The sequence below is a fragment of the Labrenzia sp. THAF187b genome (assembly GCF_009363375.1).
Classification (GTDB): domain Bacteria; phylum Pseudomonadota; class Alphaproteobacteria; order Rhizobiales; family Stappiaceae; genus Roseibium; species Roseibium algicola.
In genome coordinates this window covers 2,365,920-2,389,519 of record NZ_CP045344.1, presented here as the reverse complement: position 1 = coordinate 2,389,519, position 23,600 = coordinate 2,365,920, and the positions used below count along the sequence as shown (strand labels likewise).

Below are 23,600 nucleotides of genomic sequence, written 5' to 3'. Positions count from 1 at the left end.
TTTTCCGAGAATTCAGCTTTTGGAACAAAGCGTCGCGGCGATTGCCGTCGACAGGGTCGCGGCCGCGTAGAACCAGAGGCCCGGCAAAATGGCGGCTGCCGCCAGTCCGCTTGTCTTGGCGGCAAAAAGCACCAGCGCCACCAGCATGACATCCAGCATCGACCACTTGCTGACCATCGACAGGAGCGCAAGCGAACGCGTCTTGGCGCCACTGAGCACGGCCACATGGATCAGAAGGATCTTCAGCGCAGGGAACCCGATCGAAAACAGCGCCACGATCGCGGCAAGAACCGCATCGCCCTCGTGATAGAGGCTGGTCACCATTTCGATCAGCGTCGGTCGGTCTTCCAGAAAATAGAGGCGCTCGAACCGCATGAGCGGCTGCGTCAGTCCAAGAGCGAACGAGAAAGTGGAAACGGGAAGCAGCAAAGCCAGAAAAAATCGCATTGAAACTGCCGTACCCTGGCTATCGCGTAAACTTGTAGCGGCACCTGCGCCCGGCAACACCGGGAGGAGCACCAATTCCTATATCACCCGGATCGGAAAGCACAAAACCTGACCGCCGCGAGCAACGATCAGGAATATAAGAACGTATATCAAGCCCTGCCAGCCCCCATTCGGAGACCGGCTGCTTCCAGGGGAGTTCAGTAAGCCGTTATCGGCCTCGAGCCCGCGCAGCAACTTCGTCGAGCTGATCCTGCTCCGCCAGTTCCTGGGCTGTGCGCTCGCGCTGCTGGTCGCGCTCTTCCAGCTGCTCGAACTTCTTCAGCTCCTCGATCGCCTCGCTGAGCTCGTCCTGGGCACGTTGCAGCTGGTCGTCCAGTTCATGCGCGGAATTGCGCAGGTTGTCGCGACGGTCCGCTGCGGCCTTGGCAAACGTCGGATAGGCAAAATGCGTGACATCCGTAATACCGACCCGCTCCTGCTCCGACCGGATCTGGTCATCGAGTTCATCGGCCATACGGTTGAACTCGGCGATCATGCTCTCGATCTGAGCAAGCTGTCGTCGTTTCTCGTCAACCTGAAACCGCTTCAAACGGATCAAACTGTCTCGGGTTTTCATTACTCAATACTCCCCTAACACGGGCAGTCTACCCCTGAGTCATTTCCAAAAGGTTGGCAAGTTGCTCATACCCGTCAGAAAGTGATGTCGCTTCGTCTTTTCCCTGATTCAGGAATTCGTCGATCATGTCGAACCTGTAGATGGCTTCGTCCACCGTCGGGTCGGACCCCTTCCGGTATGCGCCCAGCCGGATCAATTCTTCCATGTCCGTATAGGTCGACAGAAGCTGTCGGGCCCTGCGCAGAACCGGGAGCTGTTCCGGCGGCACGCAGCGCGGCATGGTTCGTGACACGGATTTCAGCACATTGATTGCCGGATAACGGCCACGCTCGGCAATGCCGCGTTCCATCACCACGTGGCCATCGAGAATACCGCGCACCGCGTCGGCCACAGGCTCGTTGTGATTGTCACCTTCCACAAGAACAGTGAAAAGGCCGGTGATCGATCCGCTGTTCTCCTTGCCGGGGCCGGCCCGCTCCAGAAGTCGCGGTAATTCGGTGAAGACAGTCGGCGTATAGCCCTTGGAGGTCGGCGGCTCGCCGATCGACAAGCCGATTTCGCGCTGTGCCATGGCGAATCGCGTTACCGAGTCCATCATGCACAGCACGTTCTTGCCTTCATCGCGGAAATGTTCGGCAACAGTCATGGTCAGATAGGCGGCCTGCCGCCGCATCAGAACGCTTTCATCTGAGGTCGCGACCACGACCACGGAGCGCTCCAGTCCCGAATCGCCCAGATCGTCCTCGATGAACTCCTGAACCTCTCGACCGCGTTCGCCGATAAGGCCGATGACCGCGACATCACACTTTGTATTGCGCGCCAGCATGGACATCAGCACGGACTTGCCGACGCCGGAGCCGGCAAAAATGCCCATTCGCTGCCCCTCGCAACAGGTTACGAATGTATTAAGTGCGCGAACGCCGAGATCCAGGGGCGGTCCAACTCGTTTACGTTCGGAGGCCGGCGGAGGCGAACTTCGCAATTTGCGAGGCACTCCGCCATGAACAAGATTTCCTTTACCATCAATCGGTTCACCAAGTGCGTTAATCACTCGGCCAAGCCAGGCGTTTGCCGGATGAACCACGCTGTCACGCGATTGAATCACGGCTTTGCAACCCATTCGCACGCCTTCGAGCCCGGAAAAAGGCATGCAAAGTGCGTGTCCTTCACGAAATCCCACAACCTCTGCGGGCACTTTCGGGTTATCCTCACCGTTGTCGATCAACAATCTCGAGCCGACACTCATTTCGTGAATAGGGCCCGCAATCTCGACGAGAAGTCCCTGAACCGCAGTCACCCGGCCATAAATTTCGGTCGGCATGAGCGAATCAATCTCGGCGAAAAGCGCCTTCACGTAAGATTCCTTCCCTCGTTAACGGTTTTGGTAACCGATCGTTTACGACTCTGGTTAATCTTAACCTTTGGAAGGCTGACAAGCGAGAGCCATTTCGAAGTCAAAACGGCTTTGTTGAAAGGAATCTGAACGGAATCGGTTAGCGCCGGTTCTTAAAGTTCAACATTAAGATTTGTGAATCCGAATTTTTTCTGGGGATTCAATAAGTTGAGTGTTGTTCACAGTTTCCTCTCTCCAGAGCTTGCCGTTACGAATCATATTTTGTTAACCATTAACCGATAGCTTTGAGTCGGGGTTAACATCAGTCCTTCGTAGCAGGCACCGACAGAGCCGTTGCGACTTGCCCAGGAAAGGCAGAACAAGGGGATTGGCATGCGTGTATTGTTGATTGAGGATGACAGCGCCACGGCGCAGAGCATCGAGCTGATGCTGAAGTCCGAGAACTTCAACGTCTACACGACAGATCTTGGCGAGGAAGGCATCGACCTCGGCAAACTGTACGATTACGACATCATTATGTTGGATTTGAACCTGCCGGACATGTCCGGTTACGAGGTTCTCCGGACACTACGCGTTTCCAAGGTCAAGACACCGATCCTGATCCTTTCCGGTAACGCGGGTATCGAAGACAAGGTTCGCGGCCTCGGCTTCGGCGCCGACGATTACATGACCAAGCCGTTCCACAAGGACGAGCTGGTCGCGCGTATCCACGCAATCGTCCGCCGCTCCAAGGGGCACGCACAATCGGTCATCGTCACTGGCGACCTGAAGGTCAACCTGGACACCAAAACCGTCGAAGTCGGCGGCCAGCGCGTCCATCTGACCGGCAAGGAATACCAGATGCTGGAGCTTCTCTCCCTGCGCAAGGGAACGACGCTCACCAAGGAGATGTTCTTGAACCATCTCTATGGCGGCATGGACGAGCCGGAACTGAAGATCATCGACGTGTTTATCTGTAAGCTTCGCAAGAAGCTGGCAGCTGCAACCTCCGGCAAGAACTACATCGAAACGGTGTGGGGCCGAGGTTACGTTCTGCGCGAGCCGGACGTCGAAGCAGCCGCCTGATCCAGCATCAGACGTTGACGTTTTAAAAGCCCCGGCACTGCCGGGGCTTTTTGTTGCTGATGGTTGGATGTGCCAAAGCTGATCTAGCCAACCGCACGCTCGGCAAAGGTCAGCACAGCCCCCTCTGCCGCCTGCCCGTAATTGACTGACGCCAGCATCTCGCCGGAACTGTCATGCAGGGTAATCAACCCCTTCCGGTTCGACATCTGCATGTGATGGACCGTCGCCCGCGTCACCGACACCTTCAAAACGGCTCCTGCAATCAGAACCACCGCCTCCACCGGCTGCGGCCGGCCCATCTTGTCCCGCAGTTCGTAGCCCGTGAGGTCGATGTCCGCTGCACCGGCATTCCAGATCTCCACCCATTCCGTGCCCTGGTCATCCCCCGGCGGGTTCGGCAGGGCCGAAAGAATGCGAAGCGGACCGTCATTCTGCATTTCAACGGTTCTTGGACGCACGACCACATTCCCAGAATCGTCTGTGCGGGTGCTGCCGTCGCCAAGGAACACAGGGTAGAATGAGCGGATGTGCTGTCCCAGCGAGCCATCAGCCGTGGTCTCGTGATACATCACCAGATCGAACTTGCCCTCACCGAGCTGAACGCGCTTCTTCTGGTTGGTGAGCAAGCCGTGCAGGCCTTCGTAATAGGCAAGCGTGCCGAGCGCGAATTCGCACGCAGGACTGCTGCCGACAAAAAATCCACCCTTGCTCTTGAAGAGCTCAGCGACAAGGTTGCCGGTCATGTCCTGGTGGTTCCAGACCATCTGAAGCGTCACGACATGGGGATTTTCCGGTCCAGGACCTCCGAGATCGTATTTGTAGCCAAGGTAGTCGACCCGGTTGTTGAGCTCATCGAGCGCGAATTTCACCCAGGAGTGATAACCGGAGATTTCGCCCTTCTCCGAGGCGGAATTCGCCCCTTTCTTGTATTTGCCCTCGCCGACAAAAACATGCTCGAAGCCGGTGCAGAAGTGGGTCGACTTGCCCCGGAAGAAGTTGGTGTAGACCTCGAACCACATTCGGAACAGATCCTGCCGGAAGGTTTCAGTGGTCATGTCCCTGACAAGCTCTGCAGAAATATGCTCGAAGGCGATCTGCATCGGCCGACTTGCAATCACCAGATCGAGAAACCCTTCGATCTCGTCTCGCTCGGCAGGCGAAATGGTTTCCGGATCGCGAAAGTGGACCGCGTAGTTGTCCAGAAGCCGGATGAAAGTCTGGTACAGATCGCTCGCCGCCATCTTGTCGAAATCGACCCGGGCAAAGAGCGGGTTCGCCGCCAGGTCGATCTGGCGAGACCCTTTGGCCTTCACCTGCTCGTCCAGCAGAATGTCGGCTGTCATGTCCGTCCAGTCGCCATCCACGTTGCGCGTGCTGACGCTGAATCGGTCGGCATCTTCGTTCCAAATGGCCTGGTAGATATGGTCTGACATGCGCACCTCAACCTGAAGTAACAAGAAGTAGGCTTTCACACGTTTATGACATTTTCACTACCAGACGAAAACTCGTAACTGTCCGGCGAATACAAAAAAGCCGGCGTTGCCGCCGGCCTTTCCGCACTTGCGATGGCAGGATCAGAGCTGCAGCTGATAAGACGCAGGGACATAACGGAAGCCGCTGTCGTTGGTCTCCACGTAGCCGACCGCCGGGAACGGCATGTGATAGCCCACGAACGGGATCTTGTCGGCGGCCAGCATGCCGAAGACGGTCTTGCGCGTGGCCGCGGCACCTTCCTTGTCCATGTCGAAGCGCACTTCCCATTCGGGATGCGCCAGGGACCAGACGTAGTGGTTGGCGGTATCCGCCGTTATGGCAAGCTGTTTGCCGTCGCTTTCAAGCATGTAGATCATGTGACCGGGGGTATGACCTGCAGCAGCCATCGCGGTGACACCTGTCACTACGCTGCCGCCGTCATCGAGGAAAGTCATTTTCTCCGCCAACGGTTTGACGTGGCTCGCCATCAGCTTGGTCACCCCATTGGCTTCGGCATCCATTGCCGCCCAGAAGTCATATTCCCTCTGCCCGGTCACATAGCGGGCATTGGCAAAGGTCGGCGCGCCGCCTTCCATCAGACCGCTGACGTGGTCGGGATGCATGTGCGTCAGCACCACCACGTCAACCTGCTCCGGCGTGTATCCGGCATTTTCCAGCGCGGCGCGCATCTTGCCGCGGCCTGGCCGGGCACCTTCGCCATTGCCGGTGTCGAACAGGATCAGTTCGCTGCCCGTGTTCACGAGCGTTGGCGTAAAACTGATCTGGAAACTGTCGTTGGGCAGGAAGTTATCGGCATTGGTCGCAGAAAATGTATCCGCGTCCACATTCATGGCGAAGGTCTTCTGCGGTTCGGTCAGGGAGACTGCACCGTCGTGCAGAGTGGTCACCTCGAACCCGCCTACGGAATAGCGGGCAACCGGCGCCGGCACAGAGGCCTGCTTTTCTGCAGCCGCATGGACAACGTTGGTTCCGGCAAGACTTGCCCCGGCAAGCGCACCACCTGCTCCCAGAAGCGCCGCGCGACGTGTGAGTTCAACTTTTATCTCGGTCATATTCCCACTCCCTGCAATTCCGATTCATGAAAACAGTCCCGCAGTCGAACACCCCGAGTGCCCGGCAGGACGCAAAGCTTACGATCGAGAAAATGGAATGGATGGAGATGCAGACAAGTGCTGTTCGCCGCCAGCCGGATAAACTTCACGAGAGCGACCGAACGAAATGAATTTCAAAAACTTGCTCACTCGCAACAGACAGCTGCCCTGACAGGTTTCCTTCACGGTGCAGCGAATGAAAAAGGCGGCCAGAGGCCGCCTTTGAACTTGAACCGAAATGTCCAAACCGTGCTGAAGAAGGGACGCAGGTTTAACGCTGCAGACCCAGACCTGCTCCAGCGCCCACGGCCAGGCGCGGCGTTGCTGCCGTGCCGGTCGCGGCCTGTGCAGCCTGTTTCTTCTGGAAGAGGCCTCGCTTGCCGGGTACCGGCTTGAAGGCATCCGTCAGACCGACCACGGTTTCCGCGGCACCGAGAACGAGATAACCGTCATCCGGCAGGGATTTCGCCAACCGGCCGAGGATTTCCGTCTTGGTTGCCTGATCGAAGTAGATCAGCACGTTGCGGCAGAAAATGATGTCGAACTCGCCCAGATGGGTGAAGCTTTCCAGCAGGTTCAGCTTCTTCCATTCGATCATGGCACGCATGCCGGCATTGATCTGCCACATGTCACCCTTCTGCTCGAAGTATTTCAGCAGCATCTGGATCGGCAGACCGCGCTGAACCTCGAACTGGCTGTAGAGGCCCGTCTTGGCCTTTTCCAGCACTTCGTTGGAGAGGTCCGTACCCAGGATCCGGGTTCGCCAGCCAGCCATCTTGGCCGCGTCTTCCTTCAGGCAGATGCCCAGGGAATAAGGCTCCTGCCCGGTCGAGGCAGCCGCACACCAGATCTTGATCTGCTTGCGTGTCGCGCGGCTTTCCAGCAGCGCCGGCAGCATCGTGTCCTTGAAGTGCTCGAACGGTGTCTTGTCGCGAAAGAAGAACGACTCGTTGGTCGTCATCGCCTCGACGACGTCCGTTTCCAGCGCTCTGTTGGTACCGCGCTGAAGCTGCTGGATCACCGCACTGAGTGTTTCCAGCTTGGAGCTGCGTGCGATCGGCAGAAGACGGCTTTCGACCAGGTATTGCTTGTCGTTGGACAGAACCAGGCCGGAGCGGGTCTTCAGGAAGTTTTTCAGAAACTCGAACTCGCTCGGGGTCATCTCGTGTTCCCCTTCAGAACGCGCGAGATCTTCGGGCCGATCTCCTTCAAGGGTAGAATTTCGCTGCAGACGCCCGTTTGTGCAGCTGCGCCCGGCATGCCCCAGACCACGCTTGTGGCTTCGTCCTGCGTAATCACGCTGCCGCCGCCTGCTGCAATGGTCTTGACGCCTTCTGCGCCGTCATGACCCATACCGGTCAGGATGACACCCAGGCTTGCCGAACCGAATACTTTCGCAACGCTGTCGAACAGGGGATCGACGGCAGGCTTGCAGAAATTCACGGGAGGACCGTCGGTCAGCCGGATCTTGGCAACGCCGCCGTCCTTTTCCACGATCATGTGCTTGCCACCAGGCGCGACATAGATATTGCCGGGTTTCAGCACTTCGCCATCTTCACCTTCCTTGGACGGGCGCAGGGCAGCCTTGCCCATGTGCTCGGCCAGAATGGCAGTGAAGGTTGGCGGCATATGCTGGGTGATGACCACCGGCACATCGTTCATGGCCGTACCGACTTCGCGCATGACTTCCTGCAATGCCTGCGGACCGCCCGTCGAGGAACCGATCGCAAGGATGCGCGGACGCGCGGAAGAGTACGGACGTGTCTGGTACTTCACTGCACCGGCAGCAGCTCCCGCCGGTTGAGCAGCTCCGCGAAAGGTCGCCCGCGTATCCGTTGCCGGACGCGCGGAAATCGGTCTGACCGGCTGCGCGGTGCGGCCGGCGCTGGTTTCTGCACGCATGGTGCGCGCAGGACCGCGCATGCGCAATGCACGTGCCCCCAGAGCCTTGACCTTCTCGATCAGCTCGCGGCGAAAATCGATGGACGTCGTGACCTCGGAAGTCGATTCCGGCTTCGGCACATAGTCGGCCGCGCCGAGCGACAGGGCCTTCAAGCTGATTTCCGCGTTGCGGCGGGTCAGCGTCGAAGCCATGATCACGACGAGATCGCGCTTCTTCGCCAGCATGAGCGGCAAGGCCGTCATGCCGTCCATTTCCGGCATCTCGATGTCGAGAACGACGACGTCCGGATTGCTTTTTTCGATATCTTCTACAGCAAGCTTGCCGTTGCGATGCGAGCTGACGACTTTCAGACTTTTGTCTTCACCGAGCCAGCGTGTCAGGAGTCCGCGGATGACGACAGCGTCATCTACGACCATGACTTTGATGGGGTCGCTGCCCGGACTCGTGCCCGCAGTTATGCTTCTTTGCGCAAACGCCATTTAGACTGCCCAACTCGAAACTAGATAAGACCGACTTCCTGAAACTTGGCTTCCACGATTTCGCGGTCGAACGGTTTCATGATGTACTCGTTTGCACCGGCGCGGATGGCGCGGGCGATGTGAGCAACATCGTTTTCGGTCGTGCAGAATACGACGATCGGGTTTTCTCCGCCTTCTTCCGCACGCAGGCTGGTCAGGAACTCAAGTCCGTCCATGACGGGCATGTTCCAGTCCAGCAGGATCGCGTCCGGCATGGTCTTGCGGCATTCGTCAAGCGCCTTCTGGCCGTCTTCCGCTTCCGTAATCTCGAAATTCATATCCTCGAGAATGCGGCGAGCCACCTTCCGGATGACGCTTGAGTCATCTACTACGAGGCACTGTTTCATCAGGCGTAACTCCACTCAATGGCCATTGCGGCCCAGTTATGCTGCAGCCATGGGTTCGGTGAACATCGCACCAAGCAGACGGTCGACATCCAGAATGACCATCAGGCGGCCGTCCAGGCGATGGACGCCTCCGGAGATCTCGGCCCAACGGCGATCCAGGTTAGACGGGTTGGGCTCTGCAGAGGCGGACGGCAGCGTCAGCACCTCACCAACCGTGTCGATGACGAGGCCGTAGCTTTCCTGCTTGTACTCGATGCCCACAGCCATCATCTGCCCTTCCTTCAGCGGAGGCAAGTGAAGGCGGCGGCGCATGTTGATTGCGGTGACGATGCGTCCACGCAGGTTCAGGACGCCCTGAACCTCGGGTGCGGACATCGGCACGCGAGTTACGCTTTCCGGCACGAACACGTCGTGAACCTGGGAAATGGGCAGGCCGAACAGCTGGCCGCCGATGACCACGGTCACATACTGGATCATGTCACTTGCGGCTTTTTGCTCCGCGGTCAGTTTGTGTTCCAGCACACTCATGCTGCAGCTCCCATTTCACCGGAGAAGACGTCTTTCAGGGCGGCGATCAGACCTGGACGGTCGAATTTGGCGACATAGTCGTCAAAGCCCGCCTGGCGGCCGCGTTCGATCGAGGCCGGCGTCACCATGGACGACAGGGCCAGGATCGGGATGTTGCGGAACCGGGGATCGCGGCGCAGCGATTCACAGAACTCGAAGCCGTTGATTTCCGGCATTTCGATATCACTGACGATCGCATGGAACTTGTCGCCGTTTTCCAGAAGTTCGAACGCCTGATGCGGACCGGTACAGGTGGTCACATCGTAGCCGGCCGCCTTCAGAACCGGTGTCAGCATGTTGCGGAAGAAGGACGAGTCATCCACGAAGAGAACCTTCTTCGTCAGCGCCTCGATGTCCATTTCCTTGCGCATGAACCAGTCTTCAAAGGCCTGCGGCAGGTAGTAGCCGAGGTCGATGATCTCGGTCGCACGTTCCTTCACCACGGCAGAGCCGAGAATGCCCGGACGTTCCGAACCGACTTCGATGTTCATGCGGTCCTCGACGATGTCGACGATCTCGTCGACCACGAGGCCCATGGAGCGACCCGCATCGGAGAACACCAGCATCGGCTGCGTGCCTTCCGACTTGTGGCTGTCGCCTTCGTTCAGATAGACGAGCGGCATGAGCGCACCGCGGTACTGGACCAGATCGCGGCCGTTTGACCGTTCGATCTTGGAGACCTCGAATTCCTCCAGGCGCGTGACCAGCGACAGCGGCACGGCTTTCGGTTCCGGCGCACCGGCACGGAACAGCAGAAGCGAGATCGAGCTCTGGCCGGAAACCGCACGGCTCTGCAGGTCTTCCCGTTCGTCTTCCTGGTTCTCGGTGACCGCGCTGGATGCATGGCTTGCCATGGCACCGGCGATGCCGTTCGGGTCGATGATCATGATCACGGAACCGTCGCCCAGGATGGTGTTGCCGGAGAACATGCCGAGGTTGCGCAGCATCGTCGACATCGGCTTGACCACGATTTCCTCCGTATGGAAGACACCGTCGACAACCACGCCGAATGTCTGGCTACCGACCTGCATGACAACGATGAAGCCGTTGTCCGCATCAATCGCCTCGTCCGCGTTTTCGCCCTCATAGATACCGAGGAGCTGGGACAGGTGCACCAGCGGCAGCAGCTTGTTGCGCAAGCGCAGGACCGGGGTGTCCTTGATCCGCTCTATACGGTGTTCCGAATTGGTCTGCACGCGGACCAGTTCGACAACGGAAAGCTGCGGGATGGCGAACCGGTCGCCGCCGGCTTCGACGATCAGCGTCGAAACAATGGCAAGCGTCAGCGGGATCTTGATGATGAAGCTCGAACCCTTGCCCTGGGTAGAGCGCAGGTCGACTGTACCGCCGATCAGTTCGATGTTGTTGCGAACGACATCCATGCCGACGCCGCGGCCGGACACGCTCGTGACCTTTGCGGCCGTGGAGAACCCGGCTGCGAAGATGAACTTGTGGATCTGGGCGTCCGTCATCTTGTCGACTTCGGCTTCCGACGCCAGGCCGCGTTCCACGACCTTCGCCTTCACCTTGTCGACGTCGATGCCCTTACCGTCATCGCGAACTTCGATGATGATGTGGCCGCCTTCATGATAGGCCGCCAGGGTAATGGTACCCTTTTCAGGCTTGCCTGCGGAGCGGCGCTCTTCCGGGCGCTCAAGACCATGGTCGGCCGAGTTGCGGACCATGTGCGTGAGCGGGTCCTTGATCATCTCGAGAACCTGGCGGTCCAGTTCGGTATCCGCACCGATCATTTCCAGTTCGATCGGCTTTTCAAGTTCCTGGCTGAGATCGCGAACGATGCGCGGCAGTTTCTGCCAGGCATTGCCGATCGGCTGCATGCGCGTCGCCATGACGCCTTCCTGCAGTTCGGCAGTTACATTCGACAGGCGCTGCAGCGGCACCTTGAATTCGCTGTCTTCATGGCGGCGCACGATTTCCAGAAGCTGGTTCCGGGTCAGCACCAGTTCGGACACCATGGTCATCAGGTGCTCGAGCGTGTCGACCGCAACGCGGATGCTCTGGTTGGAAACACCGCCACCGGAGGATTTCTTCTCGCCGCCTTCGCCGCCAGCCTTTTTCGCCGGAGCTTTCGCAGCCGCCTTGGCTTCGGCCTTGATCGCAACGGGAGCAGGCTCTGGCTCATCGGCTTCGTCGACGATCTCTTCGAGTTCCGGAACTTCCGGCTCGGCGACTTCGACTTCAACTTCGGTTTCGCGGAACGCGCGCTCCAGTTCGTCCAGCGACACTTCGCCGGGACGGAGCGGACGCTCAAGAGCTTGCTCGGCAGCAGCTTCTTCGGCAGGCGCTTCCGGCTCTGCCGCTACGGCTTCAGCCACAGGATCTTCCTTGACGGCTGCGCCACCCTTCATGGCAGCGTCAGCTTTCGCGGACATCTCTTCCAGCTGGCCGATCAGCTCACTGTCGTCGCCTTGCGGCTCTTCGCCTTCGGCAGCTTCCAGTTCACCCAGAATGTCCTTGATCTGGTCGATCGAGGTCAGAATGAGGGAAACGGCCTCTTGCGTGACTGGAGCGCCATCGCGGAACTTGCCCATGAGGGTTTCAGCCGCATGCGCGATACCTTCAAGACGGGGAAGACCCAGGAAGCCACAGGTGCCCTTGATCGTGTGCACCAGGCGGAAAATATTATCTAGGATAGTCGCGTTGTTCGGTTCCTGCTCGAATTTTACGAGCTCAACGTCAACAACATCGAGACTTTCGTTGGTCTCGGTAATGAATTCCCTGAGGAGGTCGTCCATGGCCTGCTCTCACCCGACTTGTTACTGGTTCCGCATCCCAAAAGGGACGTCTGGACCGAGAAGTCCATGAGAGCTAGGTTGACGGCAAACAGTTAAGATACGCTGAAGCGGATGGAGACTTTTGAAGGCCTTGGTTATTCTGCCAAGAGGGCCGTTATTTTTACCAACTCTTCTTGTTTATCTATGGTTAATACCATGCCGCATTCACGGGCGAGCAGCAACGTGTAGATCGGCTGAACCGAGTGCGCATCGACCCGTTCAGGCTCTTCTCCGCTCAGAGTTTCCTTCATTCCGAGCGGAATGCGCGGATTGAGACCGCTGGCCTGAAGCGTGAAGGACGGAGATTGTGGGTCGCCTTCCATTTCAACCTTGATTTCTCCACCGCGCGGAACGCACTGGTTGGCGATAAGGATCAAGTTGAGAAGTAGTTTTACGTAGTTCTTCGGCATCAGGTGCCGGGTCAATTGCCAATTTAGATCGGATTTTTCGTTTTCCATGAACCCGGTGGCAACGACCTGAGCATCGCCCAGGTCGATCTCCGCACCTGCCGAGCCTGCAGCGCCAAATGCAAGACGGGCAAACTGCAGTTTTGCAGATGCCTGCCGCGCGCTCTTGCGGATGAGGTCCATGGCGAATTCGCGCATGTCCTCCGACCCCTCCTCGTCCAGCACTTCCAACCCGTTGGTTATCGCGCCGACGGGAGAAATGATGTCGTGGCAGACGCGGCTGGCCACCAGGGCGGCAAGATCAAGAGAGGAAAGCTCTTTTAGTGCAGACATGGCGTTTTGAGGCTCTTCTTGAGGAGGCGGCGGAAACTGATTCGACATAGTGGTTGCAAGAGTTACACATCCGCACAGCGGCTGCCAAGGCAGCGGCGGGCAGCAAACTGTGTCATCCAGATGAAAGTTTGCCCCGAAATCCGCCTTTTCCGGCGTCCGGGAGCAGTTTAACCGGGTAACCGCCTACCGCATCGGCACGCAGCCAACCCGTTCGGCATTGTCGTGAGCCGCCGTCATCAGCTGGCTGCCGTTGACGACGAACAGGAACCGGTTGACCACCGAATGGAAAAAGACCAGCCGTCTGTCGACAATGGCATAGATGAACGGACTGCCCGCCGTGCCAAAGCCTTCGGACAACGCATACCCGCCGCAGCCGGCAAACAGCGGTGCATAGGCTTCGGGATCCCGCTTGAAGGCGGCAAGATTGCCTTCATTGACGAAGATCCATTCCGTGCCACCCCATTTGTGCACATGGTTCCGCTTTCCCTTGCGCGGGTAACCATCGACGAAATAGCTCACCGGATCATGTCCGCCGAGCGCGTATCCCGTAATCGGATCGGGAACGAAAACCTGGGGACGCGCGAAGACTTTCCCCGCAAAAAGACAGGAGAGCAGGATCAATACAGCACAAAGACATAACCTTGTCTTTTTTTGAGGCCAGCTTTCCATTGATTCGGCTTATGTAAGGTGCACCATCTCATGCGAATCAGCATGATATTGCATCAGTTTAACATTGCGGTCTGACCGAGCGGCAACAATCGGCGCGGCCAACAGATTTTGGGAGAATATCGAATGGCACAAAGTTCCCGGCGAGTTGTATCCCTGATATCGGCTGCGTTCCTGGCCTTGTGTGCATTTGCGTTTTCCAGCCCGGCGTTTTCCCAGAATTCCGGCAACGAGCCCATTCCGTCTGGACAGACCTACGACCAGGACGAAATCCTGCAGGCAGGCCATCAGTTCTTCGGCTCTGTTTCGGGTGGGCTTGCATCAGTCGTCGAGAAGGCCTTCTCCAGCTACGGCGAACCGAACGGTTACGTGCTCGGTGAAGAAGGCTCCGGCGCGCTCATCGCCGGTGCCCGCTATGGCGAAGGCAACCTCTACACACGCAACGCCGGCACTCACAAGCTGTTCTGGCAAGGCCCGTCCGTTGGCTGGGACTTTGGCGCGGATGGTGCCCGGGTGATGATGCTGGTCTATAACCTGCCCACCGTGAACTCCCTCTACACCCGCTTTGCCGGTGTCAACGGATCGGCTTACCTGGTCGGCGGGGTCGGCATGACCGTGCTCTTGAACAACGAGATCGTGCTCGTGCCTGTGCGCGCCGGTGTCGGCGCCCGTCTCGGGCTGAACATGGGATACCTGAAGTTCACCGACAAGCCGACCTGGAACCCGTTCTGACCGGACCGGGAAGGCGGCTGTTGCAACCTGGCGACGAAGACGGGTTGCATTCGTTCCACGCAGGACACTTGGCGGCAGGCCTACTGTCGTCTAATGATGGAGTTGTGGGCGTTTTTTAGAACGTAACCGGGAGCCGGACTTGATTGAAGCAGCGATGTATGTGGCGCTGGGGTTTTGCACCGCCGGCCTGATCGGACTGGCAATCCTGCCCGCATTTTATCGCCGGGCCGCCCGCCTGACCGAAGAAGCCCTGCGCGCCGTCAATCCGACCAGTTACGCCGAAGTCCGCGCTGCACAGGACCAGGAACGTGCGCGCCATGCGGTAGAATTGCGCCGTGTCGAGAAGCGTCTCGACAACGAGCGTGAGAAGGCTGCGAAGTTTCAGCTCGAAACCACGCGGATGCGGGCGGAAGTTGAAGCGCTGACGAAATCTCACAAGGAAACGATTTCCGGCCTGGAAGCCAAGGTCGCCGCCCAGGCGAGTGATCAGCACGCAGTCGACATGCTGTCGTCCGAAGTGACCTCCCTGAAAAAGAAGCTGTCGGAAGCCGAACGGGCTCTTGCGGAAAGCTGGACAAAAGGCCCCGAAGACACGCCTGCCGAGGCGAAGCCGGAAGAACCGGCAGAAGACGACAGCGGCTGGTTGCCGGCGTCCGGCACCATGGCACTTGCCACAATCACCGGACTTGAAGCGGAAGTTGCCACTTTGAAAGCCAAGCTGGCCCGGTATGAGCCGACAGTTGCAGGCCAGATGGATGCTGCGCGCAGCGAAACCGCCAAGACAAGGCTCGCCGAACTGGAAGCCCAATTGGTAGACACGGAATCCAACTATGTATCCGCACAGGCTGAAGTCACCCGTCTGTCGCTGATGCTGGACGCAGCCAGGCTCCCGGAAAACGAGCGCCAGAAACATCTTGATGCCGAGCTGGAAAAGCTTTCCGGCGAAGCCGCCCGCTACCAGGCCGACGCTGCTGAAAAAGACCGTGCGCTTCAGCGGATCACCGCCCAGATGGCAAAGCTGCAGAAGGACCTGTCCTCGGTTCCAGCTCTCGTGGATCTGCGCCGCGATTTCCGCGCCCTTGCCGAAAAACTGACCGGACAGGCGCCTGCAGCCGTCAATTCTTCTACCGCAGGCGCTCCCGCAAAGCCGGCACCGCCTTTCGTCCCGGTTTCTCTTCAGACCAAGGACAGCCCTCCGGAAGACCGCAACCGGCCTGAGGCATCCTCCAAGGAAAACCTGCAGGCAGACGCGGACCAGGGCACGGCACAAGCACAATCAAGATCCGGCGATATCGCCAACGCGGCTGAAGCGCTGGTAAGCAGGATCGTTGCCTCCAGCCGGAACAAGGCCAAGCCGGAGGCGGAGGCAGAAACAAAGCCGGCAAGCACCGGCGCCGCGCAAGACAGCGACCGGAAAACGAAAGCCACGAAACAAAAAAAGAAAGATGTGGCTTGATCTGAGCAGGTCGCTCCGGTCATCTAGTCCGATGGACATTCGTCCGAAAATTGAACGAACCTGACGCACTGTTGCTCCTCGCCCGCATTTCCGTTTGCAGATGCAGGAACGCAGCCAGCCCGTCATGCACAGGATGAGTCTGCCGTACATGTTGATCGAACGCCACAACGCCATTCTCGAACTCGCACGGCAGATGGGCCGCGTCAGCGTCGACGATCTCGCCCGGCGATTTGATGTCAGCCCGCAGACGATCCGCAAGGACCTCAACGAGCTTTGCGACCGGCGCCTGCTGGCGCGGACCCATGGCGGGGCCCTGCTGTCGTCCGGCATCGAAAATGTCGGCTACGAGGCCCGCAGGATCATCTCCAGCAGGGAAAAGGCGGACATCGGCGAGAAGGTTGCCTCGCTCATTCCCGACAACGCGTCCATCTTCATCAACATCGGCACCACCACGGAAGCCGTCGCACAGGCGCTGCTCCAGCATCGCGGCCTGATGGTGATCACCAACAACATCAACGTCGCCAGCCTGATGCGCGGCTATTCCCAGATCGAGGTGGTGATTGCCGGTGGCGTGTTGCGCCATTCCGACGGCGGCATTGTCGGCGAGGCCGCGGTGGACTTCATGCGCCAGTTCAAGGTGGATTTCGCGGTCATCGGCGCTTCAGCGATCGATCCGGATGGCTCCCTGCTCGATTACGACTACCGGGAAGTGAAAGTCACCAAGACCATCATGGACAACGCCAGGCACGTCATTCTGGCCGCCGACAGCACCAAGTTCGAGCGCACTGCACCGGTCCGTGTCGGACACCTGCGACAGGTCACAACTTTCGTGACGGATTATTGCCCCTCGCCAGACTTCGCGCAGATTGCGCAAGACGCGGAAGTCGAGCTGATCGAAACCGGCCAGCAGGAAGACAGCACTGCCGGCTGATCGAACACACCACGACGTGCAACCGGTGCACAAACGGGTGGAGAACCCTGTGCGCAGGATGTGGATATGCTGTTTGTGCCTTGGGGAAAAATGGCACGCCCAACGGGACTCGAACCCGTGTTTCCGCCGTGAAAGGGCGGCGTCCTAGACCGCTAGACGATGGGCGCGCGGGGCTTGAGAAGCTCAGTGCCTCAAGCCGAGGACCGTGCGTATACGGCTGCATGACAAAAGACGCAAGCCCTAATTTTCATTTTTCTGTCACATGCCTGTTCATAACCGCGCGCCGTACGCGCGACGCTACGTCAGCGCGCCACAAAATCCGTGCGGCCCAGTTGCTTGCCCGTGACGGGATCGAAGCGCAGCAGAGCCGTCTTGCTGCCTTCACGCACCAGAACCAGCAAGAGACCGTTCGAAAGGTTCGCTTGCAAAATTTCCGCGTCGGCGCCAACTGCCACTGTTGCGGCATATTGATCGGCGGAAACATCGGACTTATTGGAGTTGATCTTGTAGAGAATTGCTGCAAAGACAGCGATAAAGCCGGCGATCATGACGAGGGACGAGCCGAGCAACAAACGCTTCAGTTTGGCCTGGATGCGTTCGGCCGCAGGATCAAGCGGCTTTTCACCCGGCCCCTCATCCCGATAATCAGGTTGTGACATGACAGACAATTCCCTCGAGTATCCGGCCGGTCTGGACCAGGATTTCAGTTTAACAGTTGATGCAGCCGATGCCGGGAAACGGCTGGATGCGGTGCTGGCGGCTCATCTGGAAGCCCTTAGCCGCAACAGGATCCAGTCCCTGATCAAGTCCGGGGACGTCACCGTCGGCGGCGCGAAAATAGTGGAGCCGAAATACCGGGTCAATGAAGGCGATGCCCTGATCCTCACTTTGCCGCAGGCAGAAGACCCGGAGCCCAAGGGCGAGGACATCCCCGTCTCGGTCGTCTTTGAGGACGAACACCTTATCGTGGTCGACAAACCGGCCGGGCTTGTCGTCCATCCTGGCGCCGGCAACTGGACCGGCACCCTCGTCAATGCACTCATCCATCATTGCGGTGACAGCCTTTCCGGCATCGGCGGCGTGAAGCGCCCCGGCATCGTTCACCGGATCGACAAGGATACCTCCGGACTGCTTGTCGTTGCCAAGACCGACCAGGCCCACAAGGGCCTTGCAGCCCAGTTTGCCGACCACGGCCGCACCGGACCGCTGGAACGCGCCTACTCGGCTCTGGTCTGGGGAGCACCCTCCGGCCTGAAAGGCACGATCAACGCCAATCTGGCCCGCTCACAGGCAAACCGTCAGAAGATTGCCGTCGTCAAGACTTCCGGCCGTCACGCCATTACCCACTGGCAGGTGAAGGAGCGCTTCGGCAATGCCGAACAGCCTGCGCTCGCCTCGCTGCTGGAATGCCGTCTTGAAACCGGACGCACCCACCAGATCCGCGTGCACATGGCCCACATTGGTCATCCGCTGATCGGAGACGATGATTACGGGTCGGGTTTCAAGACCAAGGCAAACCGTCTGGATGAGCCGCTCAAAAGCCTCGTGAACGGTTTTCACAGGCAAGCCCTGCATGCCGGCCTGCTGGCTTTCGAACACCCGGCAAATGGTAAAACCTTGCGCTTTGAGAGCCCTTACCCGGATGATTTCGCAAATCTTTTGTCCGGATTACAAAAATTTTAGGATGCGTTTTCGTTTTCTGACCATGCAATCGGCCAATTTGGACCTATATTAGAAGCTCTTGTGTGCCTGTACGGACACTATTGTGCGTCCGCCTTCCCTCAAAAATGGCTTGCTTGCGTATCACTGCGGGGCAGCGGGAGGAAGGGGTCGCAAACTTGACGAAAGGGGGTGCATGATATGGCCCAGAACGTTCCGACGCTTACAGCAGGGGAAGGCGGTCTCAGCCGGTATCTGGACGAGATCCGCAAGTTTCCGATGCTTCAGCCGCAGGAAGAGTACATGCTCGCCAAGCGCTACAAAGAGCATGAAGACCCTGAAGCTGCAGAACGCCTAGTCAATTCCCATCTACGCCTCGTCGCCAAGATTGCCATGGGTTACCGCGGGTACGGCCTGCCGATCGGAGAAGTCGTTTCCGAAGGCAACGTCGGCCTGATGCAAGCGGTCAAGCGCTTTGAACCGGACAAGGGGTTCCGGCTCGCGACCTATGCCATGTGGTGGATCAAGGCGGCTATCCAGGAATACATCCTGCGCTCATGGTCCCTCGTGAAAATGGGGACCACGGCCAACCAGAAACGCCTGTTCTTCAACCTGCGTCGCCTCAAGGGCAAGATCCAGGCGCTGGACGAAGGCGATCTGAAGCCGCATCAGGTCTCTGAGATTGCCACCAAACTCGGGGTGTCCGAGGAGGAAGTGGTGTCCATGAACCGCCGTCTGGGCGGCGATGCCAGCCTGAATGCGCCCGTGCGCGCGGAAGCTGATGCCGGTGAATGGCAGGACTGGCTTGTCGATGAAAGCGACAGTCAGGAAACCCTGCTTGCCAATCAGGAAGAGCTGGACATGCGTCGCAAGATGCTGAACGACGCGATGGACGTGCTCAACGAGCGCGAACGGCGCATCTTTGAAGCACGCCGCCTGGCCGAAGACCCGATGACGCTGGAAGACCTTTCGGGCGAATTCGGTGTCAGCCGCGAGCGCGTCCGCCAGATCGAGGTTCGCGCCTTCGAAAAGGTTCAGAAAGCCGTGCGCAACAGCGCCCGCACCATGGACCAGCCCACGGCCTGAGATAGCCGAACCTGGAAAAAACAAAAAAGCGCTGGAGCCCAGGCTCCAGCGCTTTTCTTTTGTTTGAAAGTCCTTCCCGGTGTCATCCCGGACGCAGCGCAGCGAAGATCCGGGATCGGAGAGCCCGGAAGCCATCGTCTGAAAACCACAGACACTCACAGAGGCTTCCGCCTTCCCGGCCCCGGCTCGCGCAACGCTTGGCCGGGGTGACGACGGAGAGAGGGAGCTTCTTTGCCGGTGGTCAGAAGCGCTGGAGACTGGCTCCAGCGCCGTCTTGTCCTTGGCAACGTTCCTTCAACCTCTCAGCGGATTTCGGCCGTGTAGCTCTCCACCGGCACGACCTTGCTGATCAGACCGGCTTCGGCCATGAACTCTGCAAAGCGCTGGTAGCGGCCTTCATCAAGTGCAGCCGGACGCTTGGCGAACCGCGGCAACGTATCGAACCATGCACGCCTGTTCAGCTCGTCATTGAGGTTCGGATACGCTTCTATGAAGGCATTCCAGGCTTCTTCCGGGTGATTGCTCAGATAGATGGTGGCCGCTTCCACGGCTGCCAGGAACTTGGCGAAGCGTGGATCGTCCGTCTTGTCCTTGTTGACGACATAGATCAGCTCATCAAAGATCGGCACACCGTTTTCTTCGGGGAAGAAGGCCTTGCCGGGTTTGCCTTCGATTTCGAGCTGGGTGAGCTCGAAATTGCGATATGCGCCGATCACCGCATCAACCTGACCGGCAAGCAGAGAGCCTGACAACGCGAAATTGACATTCACCAGTTCGACATCATCCATGGTCAGACCGGCCGAACGCAGCATCTGGCCCAGCATCGCGTCCTCGAAGCCGGACACGGAAAAGCCGACACTCTTGCCCTTGAGGTCTTTCAGTTCCTGTATCGGGCCGTCCTTGAGCACGATGAGCGAATTGAGGGGCGTTTCCACCAGCGTACCGATCCATTTCAGCGGCAGCTCTTCCTCGATTTGCGCATGAAGCGTCGGCTGATAGGACACCGCGATATCGCCCTGCCCGGCAGCAACCAGTTTCGGCGGCATTGCCGGGTCCGCCGGTTCGATGATCTCAACCTCGAGGCCTTCTGCCTCGAAGAAACCCTTGGTCTGCGCAGTTACCAGCGGCGCGTGATCCGGATTGATGAACCAGTCGAGCAGCAAGGTCAGTTTCTCATTGGCCTGTACCGGCCCCGATGCCAGCAGCCCGGCGGCCAATGCGAGTGACAGGATTTGTTTTTTCATGAGGTCCTCCGTAGAGCGGCAGCTAGCTGAGCGGCTGCCATGGAACAAGAAGTCGGGTGAGATGGTTCACGGCAAAGCGCATGATCAGCACCATCGCCGCGAGCAGGATCAGGGCGGCGAACATCATGTCCGCCTGCATCCGGTTGCTGCTTTGAAGCATGATGAAGGCAAGGCCTCCTTTCGCCCCGGCCCATTCGCCGATGATCGCTCCCATGGGAGCGAACACCGCGGCCACCCGCAGGCCGGAGGCAAACGCCGGCAAGCCTGACGGCAGGCGAAAGAACCAGAGTTCCTTCAGGCGAGACAGACGATAAAGCCGGGCGAGATCGCACAAACCCGGGTCAAGCCGCTGCAGGCCATCGAAAAACGTCGATGTGACCGTGAAGAAGATGACCAGGATGATAACGACGATCTTGGATGCCAGCCCGAAACCGAGCCAGAGCACCAGGATCGGCGCGATTGCGAAAACAGGCAGGGCCTGCGTCACCAGAATGGGTGGCATGGCAAATCTTGCAGCAATCGGAAACAGCCACAAAAGAACGGAAAGCAATGCCCCGGCGGCTGCCCCCAGCACAAACCCGAGCACCGTCTCATAGGCCGTAATGCCGGCATGATGCAGAAGGAAGCCTGCGTGTTTGACAAAGGCTGTAAAGACGCGGTCCGGACCCGGCAGGATATAATGCTGGGTGTCGAACACATGGACGATAGCCGCCCAGATTGCGACAGTCAGCAGCAGGCCGAGTATGGTCCTGGCAACAGCTTTCACAAACGCCATCATCCCGCAGCTCCCGTCGCCATTGGCCGACAGGAACGTATGAAAGCCGATACCGGCATTCGGATGTGCGGCGACCGCAGTGGTCGCGGACAAGTACGCATAGGATCTCCCGTCTTCGGACAAGCCGAAAATGACAATGGAGATCCGGGAATAGGCTAAGGATTCCGTCCCTTCGCCGGCATGACCCGGATCAGGTTCTAAGGGTTCGGCATTACGCCATCTCAGCTCCGGTAACCGGAACACCCCTCGGACCAAGGCGGACCATGCCTTGTGTGACGGAAAAAGGCAAGCCGCCGTGAGGCGGCTTTTTCAGATTTTGAAAGGAGGCAGGCTGGCGCTTAGCCGGCTTGCCAGGACGTGATCGCCTTTTCAACGGCATCTGCACCGGCGGTTCCCTTTTCCAGGGTCAGGATGCCGCGCTTGCCGTTTTCATAAAGCATCGGAATGTCGATCCAGCCGCGTTCGCGCAGCAGGGCGAGATTGCGTTGCTGCTCGTTCGGCAGGCTGGAAAGGGCAATCCAGAAAAAGCCCGGAGACACTTTCACGGAAGCGCCGATCAGCGCATCACCGCGGGCTTCTTCCGTAGGCTTCATGACCAGGCCGGGCACGTTGACGACATCACCCGGAGCGAAGTTTTCCGGGAACTCGTACTTGATCTCGACCAGATGGCTGGCGGGCAAGGAGGTATCGTCATTCGGCTTGATGCGAATGTCGACCTTCACATCCCGCTCGGGGATTTCAATGGAGGCGCTCAGAACCGCGAGAGCCTTGCCGTCCAGATTCGTTTCTTCATCGACACCCCAAACGACAGCGCCTTGCGCAGCCGTTCCGGCACCGCCGGACTCTTCCCCTTCTTCGTAAAGGATAGAGCGCTGCACCGAGGAATCCGCAGCCGTGGCGGACGGAGCCGGTGAAGTTTCGTCTGGCGAAATGGCCGAGAGATTGTCTTCCGGTACCGCAATCGGGCTTTCGGTGGTTGCAGAAGACTGATCGTTTTCTCCGCTCGTCACGATGGACGGCTGAGAAGGTTCGGGCGCAGCGGAAGCTGGTGTATCGACCTGCGGTGTATCGGCCGGCGCAGGCGAATCAGACTGTCCGGTAATTGTCGTCGTGGTTACCGTACGTGCATCCGGGGCAACCACATCCGTCTCGCCTTCGTTCAACAGGCGGTCGGTGTTTTTCGAAGGCTCTTCACCTTCCCCGGCAGGGGCAGCGGTCGAAGGCTCCGGCGTGGTGTCCGGCTGCGTATCGACAGGCGTTTGCGAAGAAGACGCGATCGGCACGTTGCCGCTATCGGCTGTCTCATCGCCCGCAGGCATCAGGAAATAGGCTCCGGCGCCCAGGAGCACCAGCAGCAGGACACCTGCAGCAATCGCGATCGGAACGGTGCGGCTACCGGATGAATCACCACGCAGCGCATCCGAAGCACTCGGCTTGGCGCGCTTTGAGCGGCTTTTCTTGGAGGTCGACTTGTCCTTCGGCTTGGTTGTCTCGTCGCCAGGATAAGCCTGGTCGGCGGGATCGGCCGCACCGGCGTTATCTGCAGGCTCGAACAGGCCATCATCTGCCTGTTCCGGCTGCACCGGTCCGCCGAAAGAGGGCTCCTGGCGCACAGGCGCAGCGCCCGGGTCGGCAGCTTCCTTGGCGTGGTGAACAGCCTGGCTGGCCGCGGTGCCAAGCGCTTCGGCCTGTGTCAGGGTTTCCTTCAAGGGCGACGGAGCCGGGGTACCCACCACCGGCGCTGCAGTTGTTTCAGGTTCCTGCGGTGCAGGCGCAGGCGCTTCGGGCGCAGCCTCTGCCACCGGTTCGGCCGGAGGCGGCGTCACGGGCGGTGCGGAAACCTGCGGCGCCGGGGTCGGCGTCTCGACCTTCGGAACGGTGGGGCTGAGACCGAGGCTTTCGCGGGCGGCTTCGGCTTCCACCTTGCGGATGGCTTCTTCCAGACGCAGCTGCTCGGCCGTGATCTCGGACGGCGCCAGCGGCGGCTCATAGGCTTTCAGCTGATTGACAATGGCATTGCGCGCACGGCTGTAAACGCTTCTGCGTGCAGCACCATTGTTTTCAGGTAAAGACGCGATCGTTTTCTTCAGAATTGAATAGTAATCAGCCATCTT

General features: G+C 59.0%; 22 protein-coding genes, 1 tRNA gene and 1 riboswitch. Of the genes, 6 read left to right on the top strand and 17 right to left on the bottom strand.

From position 1 onward, the window contains the following. Positions 1-12 precede the first annotated feature (12 nt). The 3 genes from FIV03_RS11040 to fliI form a co-directional block, all read right to left on the bottom strand. Positions 13-447 (bottom strand): paraquat-inducible protein A, encoded by a 435-nt coding sequence (locus FIV03_RS11040; RefSeq protein ID WP_055661214.1) that lies wholly within the window; start codon positions 445-447, stop codon positions 13-15. A gap of 208 nt (positions 448-655) precedes the next feature. Next, positions 656-1,063 carry a flagellar export protein FliJ gene (fliJ, locus tag FIV03_RS11035; RefSeq protein WP_023003403.1) on the bottom strand — a complete coding sequence of 136 codons (408 nt, stop codon included), beginning with the start codon at positions 1,061-1,063 and terminating at the stop codon, positions 656-658. Positions 1,064-1,091: 28 nt separating this feature from the next. Further along, on the bottom strand, positions 1,092-2,384 hold the full coding sequence (fliI, locus tag FIV03_RS11030; RefSeq protein WP_229005925.1) for a flagellar protein export ATPase FliI: 1,293 nt from the start codon (positions 2,382-2,384) through the stop codon (positions 1,092-1,094). Between the two features lie 405 nt (positions 2,385-2,789). Here fliI and ctrA point away from each other — a divergent pair, with 405 nt between their 5' ends. Beyond that, complete coding sequence (ctrA, locus tag FIV03_RS11025; RefSeq protein ID WP_031270498.1) at positions 2,790-3,482, top strand: response regulator transcription factor CtrA; 693 nt, start codon at positions 2,790-2,792, stop codon at positions 3,480-3,482. Between the two features lie 83 nt (positions 3,483-3,565). On the opposite strand, the gene FIV03_RS11020 is transcribed toward ctrA, so the two are convergent. The 9 genes from FIV03_RS11020 to FIV03_RS10980 form a co-directional block, all read right to left on the bottom strand. Beyond that, positions 3,566-4,915 (bottom strand): lamin tail domain-containing protein, encoded by a 1,350-nt coding sequence (locus FIV03_RS11020; protein WP_152509570.1) that lies wholly within the window; start codon positions 4,913-4,915, stop codon positions 3,566-3,568. A gap of 141 nt (positions 4,916-5,056) precedes the next feature. Then, positions 5,057-6,028 (bottom strand): MBL fold metallo-hydrolase, encoded by a 972-nt coding sequence (locus FIV03_RS11015; RefSeq protein WP_152509569.1) that lies wholly within the window; start codon positions 6,026-6,028, stop codon positions 5,057-5,059. 310 nt (positions 6,029-6,338) lie between these two features. Continuing rightward, positions 6,339-7,229 (bottom strand): protein-glutamate O-methyltransferase CheR, encoded by an 891-nt coding sequence (locus tag FIV03_RS11010; protein ID WP_023003408.1) that lies wholly within the window; start codon positions 7,227-7,229, stop codon positions 6,339-6,341. Beyond that, complete coding sequence (locus FIV03_RS11005; RefSeq protein WP_023003409.1) at positions 7,226-8,449, bottom strand: chemotaxis response regulator protein-glutamate methylesterase; 1,224 nt, start codon at positions 8,447-8,449, stop codon at positions 7,226-7,228. The genes FIV03_RS11010 and FIV03_RS11005 overlap by 4 nt, the downstream gene beginning before the upstream one ends. A 20-nt stretch (positions 8,450-8,469) precedes the next feature. After that, positions 8,470-8,835 carry a response regulator gene (locus FIV03_RS11000; RefSeq protein ID WP_031270504.1) on the bottom strand — a complete coding sequence of 122 codons (366 nt, stop codon included), beginning with the start codon at positions 8,833-8,835 and terminating at the stop codon, positions 8,470-8,472. 36 nt (positions 8,836-8,871) lie between these two features. Beyond that, the gene (locus tag FIV03_RS10995) at positions 8,872-9,363 is read right to left on the bottom strand and encodes a chemotaxis protein CheW (RefSeq protein ID WP_023003411.1); all 492 of its coding nucleotides are present in this window, start codon (positions 9,361-9,363) and stop codon (positions 8,872-8,874) included. Then, a complete protein-coding gene (locus FIV03_RS10990) occupies positions 9,360-12,158 on the bottom strand; it encodes a chemotaxis protein CheW (RefSeq protein WP_152509568.1) in 2,799 nt (932 codons plus the stop codon). Before FIV03_RS10990 ends, FIV03_RS10995 begins: the two co-directional genes overlap by 4 nt. A gap of 134 nt (positions 12,159-12,292) precedes the next feature. Then, a complete protein-coding gene (chpT, locus tag FIV03_RS10985) occupies positions 12,293-12,937 on the bottom strand; it encodes a histidine phosphotransferase ChpT (protein WP_023003413.1) in 645 nt (214 codons plus the stop codon). Between the two features lie 183 nt (positions 12,938-13,120). Next, on the bottom strand, positions 13,121-13,456 hold the full coding sequence (locus FIV03_RS10980) for a hypothetical protein (protein WP_209009935.1): 336 nt from the start codon (positions 13,454-13,456) through the stop codon (positions 13,121-13,123). A gap of 273 nt (positions 13,457-13,729) precedes the next feature. On the opposite strand from FIV03_RS10980, the gene FIV03_RS10975 reads away from it, so the two are divergent. The 3 genes from FIV03_RS10975 to FIV03_RS10965 all read left to right on the top strand — a co-directional run bounded on the left by FIV03_RS10975 (position 13,730) and on the right by FIV03_RS10965 (position 16,722). Continuing rightward, entirely contained in the window at positions 13,730-14,335 is a 606-nt protein-coding gene (locus tag FIV03_RS10975) for a DUF1134 domain-containing protein (protein ID WP_173013824.1), read from the top strand. Between the two features lie 139 nt (positions 14,336-14,474). Continuing rightward, positions 14,475-15,791, top strand: a complete 1,317-nt coding sequence (locus tag FIV03_RS10970) for a hypothetical protein (RefSeq protein WP_209009934.1) — start codon at positions 14,475-14,477, stop codon at positions 15,789-15,791. A gap of 148 nt (positions 15,792-15,939) precedes the next feature. Next, positions 15,940-16,722 (top strand): DeoR/GlpR family DNA-binding transcription regulator, encoded by a 783-nt coding sequence (locus FIV03_RS10965; RefSeq protein WP_055661274.1) that lies wholly within the window; start codon positions 15,940-15,942, stop codon positions 16,720-16,722. A gap of 91 nt (positions 16,723-16,813) precedes the next feature. Here FIV03_RS10965 and FIV03_RS10960 read toward each other — a convergent pair. Together FIV03_RS10960 and FIV03_RS10955 are read right to left on the bottom strand one after the other, a co-directional pair. Beyond that, a tRNA-Glu gene (locus FIV03_RS10960) sits at positions 16,814-16,889 on the bottom strand. A 135-nt stretch (positions 16,890-17,024) separates the two neighbouring features. Then, complete coding sequence (locus FIV03_RS10955; protein ID WP_152509567.1) at positions 17,025-17,381, bottom strand: hypothetical protein; 357 nt, start codon at positions 17,379-17,381, stop codon at positions 17,025-17,027. Here FIV03_RS10955 and FIV03_RS10950 point away from each other — a divergent pair. Both FIV03_RS10950 and rpoH read left to right on the top strand, forming a co-directional pair. Next, positions 17,380-18,405 carry an RluA family pseudouridine synthase gene (locus tag FIV03_RS10950; RefSeq protein WP_152509566.1) on the top strand — a complete coding sequence of 342 codons (1,026 nt, stop codon included), beginning with the start codon at positions 17,380-17,382 and terminating at the stop codon, positions 18,403-18,405. The two genes, FIV03_RS10955 and FIV03_RS10950, sit on opposite strands and share 2 nt — an antisense overlap. A gap of 177 nt (positions 18,406-18,582) precedes the next feature. Further along, positions 18,583-19,467, top strand: coding sequence for an RNA polymerase sigma factor RpoH (gene rpoH / locus FIV03_RS10945; RefSeq protein ID WP_062487082.1), 885 nt, complete (start codon positions 18,583-18,585; stop codon positions 19,465-19,467). A gap of 302 nt (positions 19,468-19,769) precedes the next feature. Here the strand turns inward: rpoH and FIV03_RS10940 are convergent, their stop codons facing one another. From FIV03_RS10940 to FIV03_RS10930, 3 genes are all read right to left on the bottom strand, one after another. Then, positions 19,770-20,711, bottom strand: a complete 942-nt coding sequence (locus FIV03_RS10940) for an ABC transporter substrate-binding protein (RefSeq protein ID WP_152509565.1) — start codon at positions 20,709-20,711, stop codon at positions 19,770-19,772. A 22-nt stretch (positions 20,712-20,733) separates the two neighbouring features. Beyond that, positions 20,734-21,579 (bottom strand): ABC transporter permease, encoded by an 846-nt coding sequence (locus FIV03_RS10935; protein WP_353622186.1) that lies wholly within the window; start codon positions 21,577-21,579, stop codon positions 20,734-20,736. A 57-nt stretch (positions 21,580-21,636) separates the two neighbouring features. Then, a riboswitch (TPP riboswitch) is annotated at positions 21,637-21,743 on the bottom strand. An 81-nt stretch (positions 21,744-21,824) separates the two neighbouring features. Further along, positions 21,825-23,597: a hypothetical protein gene (locus FIV03_RS10930; protein ID WP_152509564.1), complete on the bottom strand. Its 1,773-nt coding sequence runs from the start codon at positions 23,595-23,597 to the stop codon at positions 21,825-21,827. Positions 23,598-23,600 lie beyond the last annotated feature (3 nt).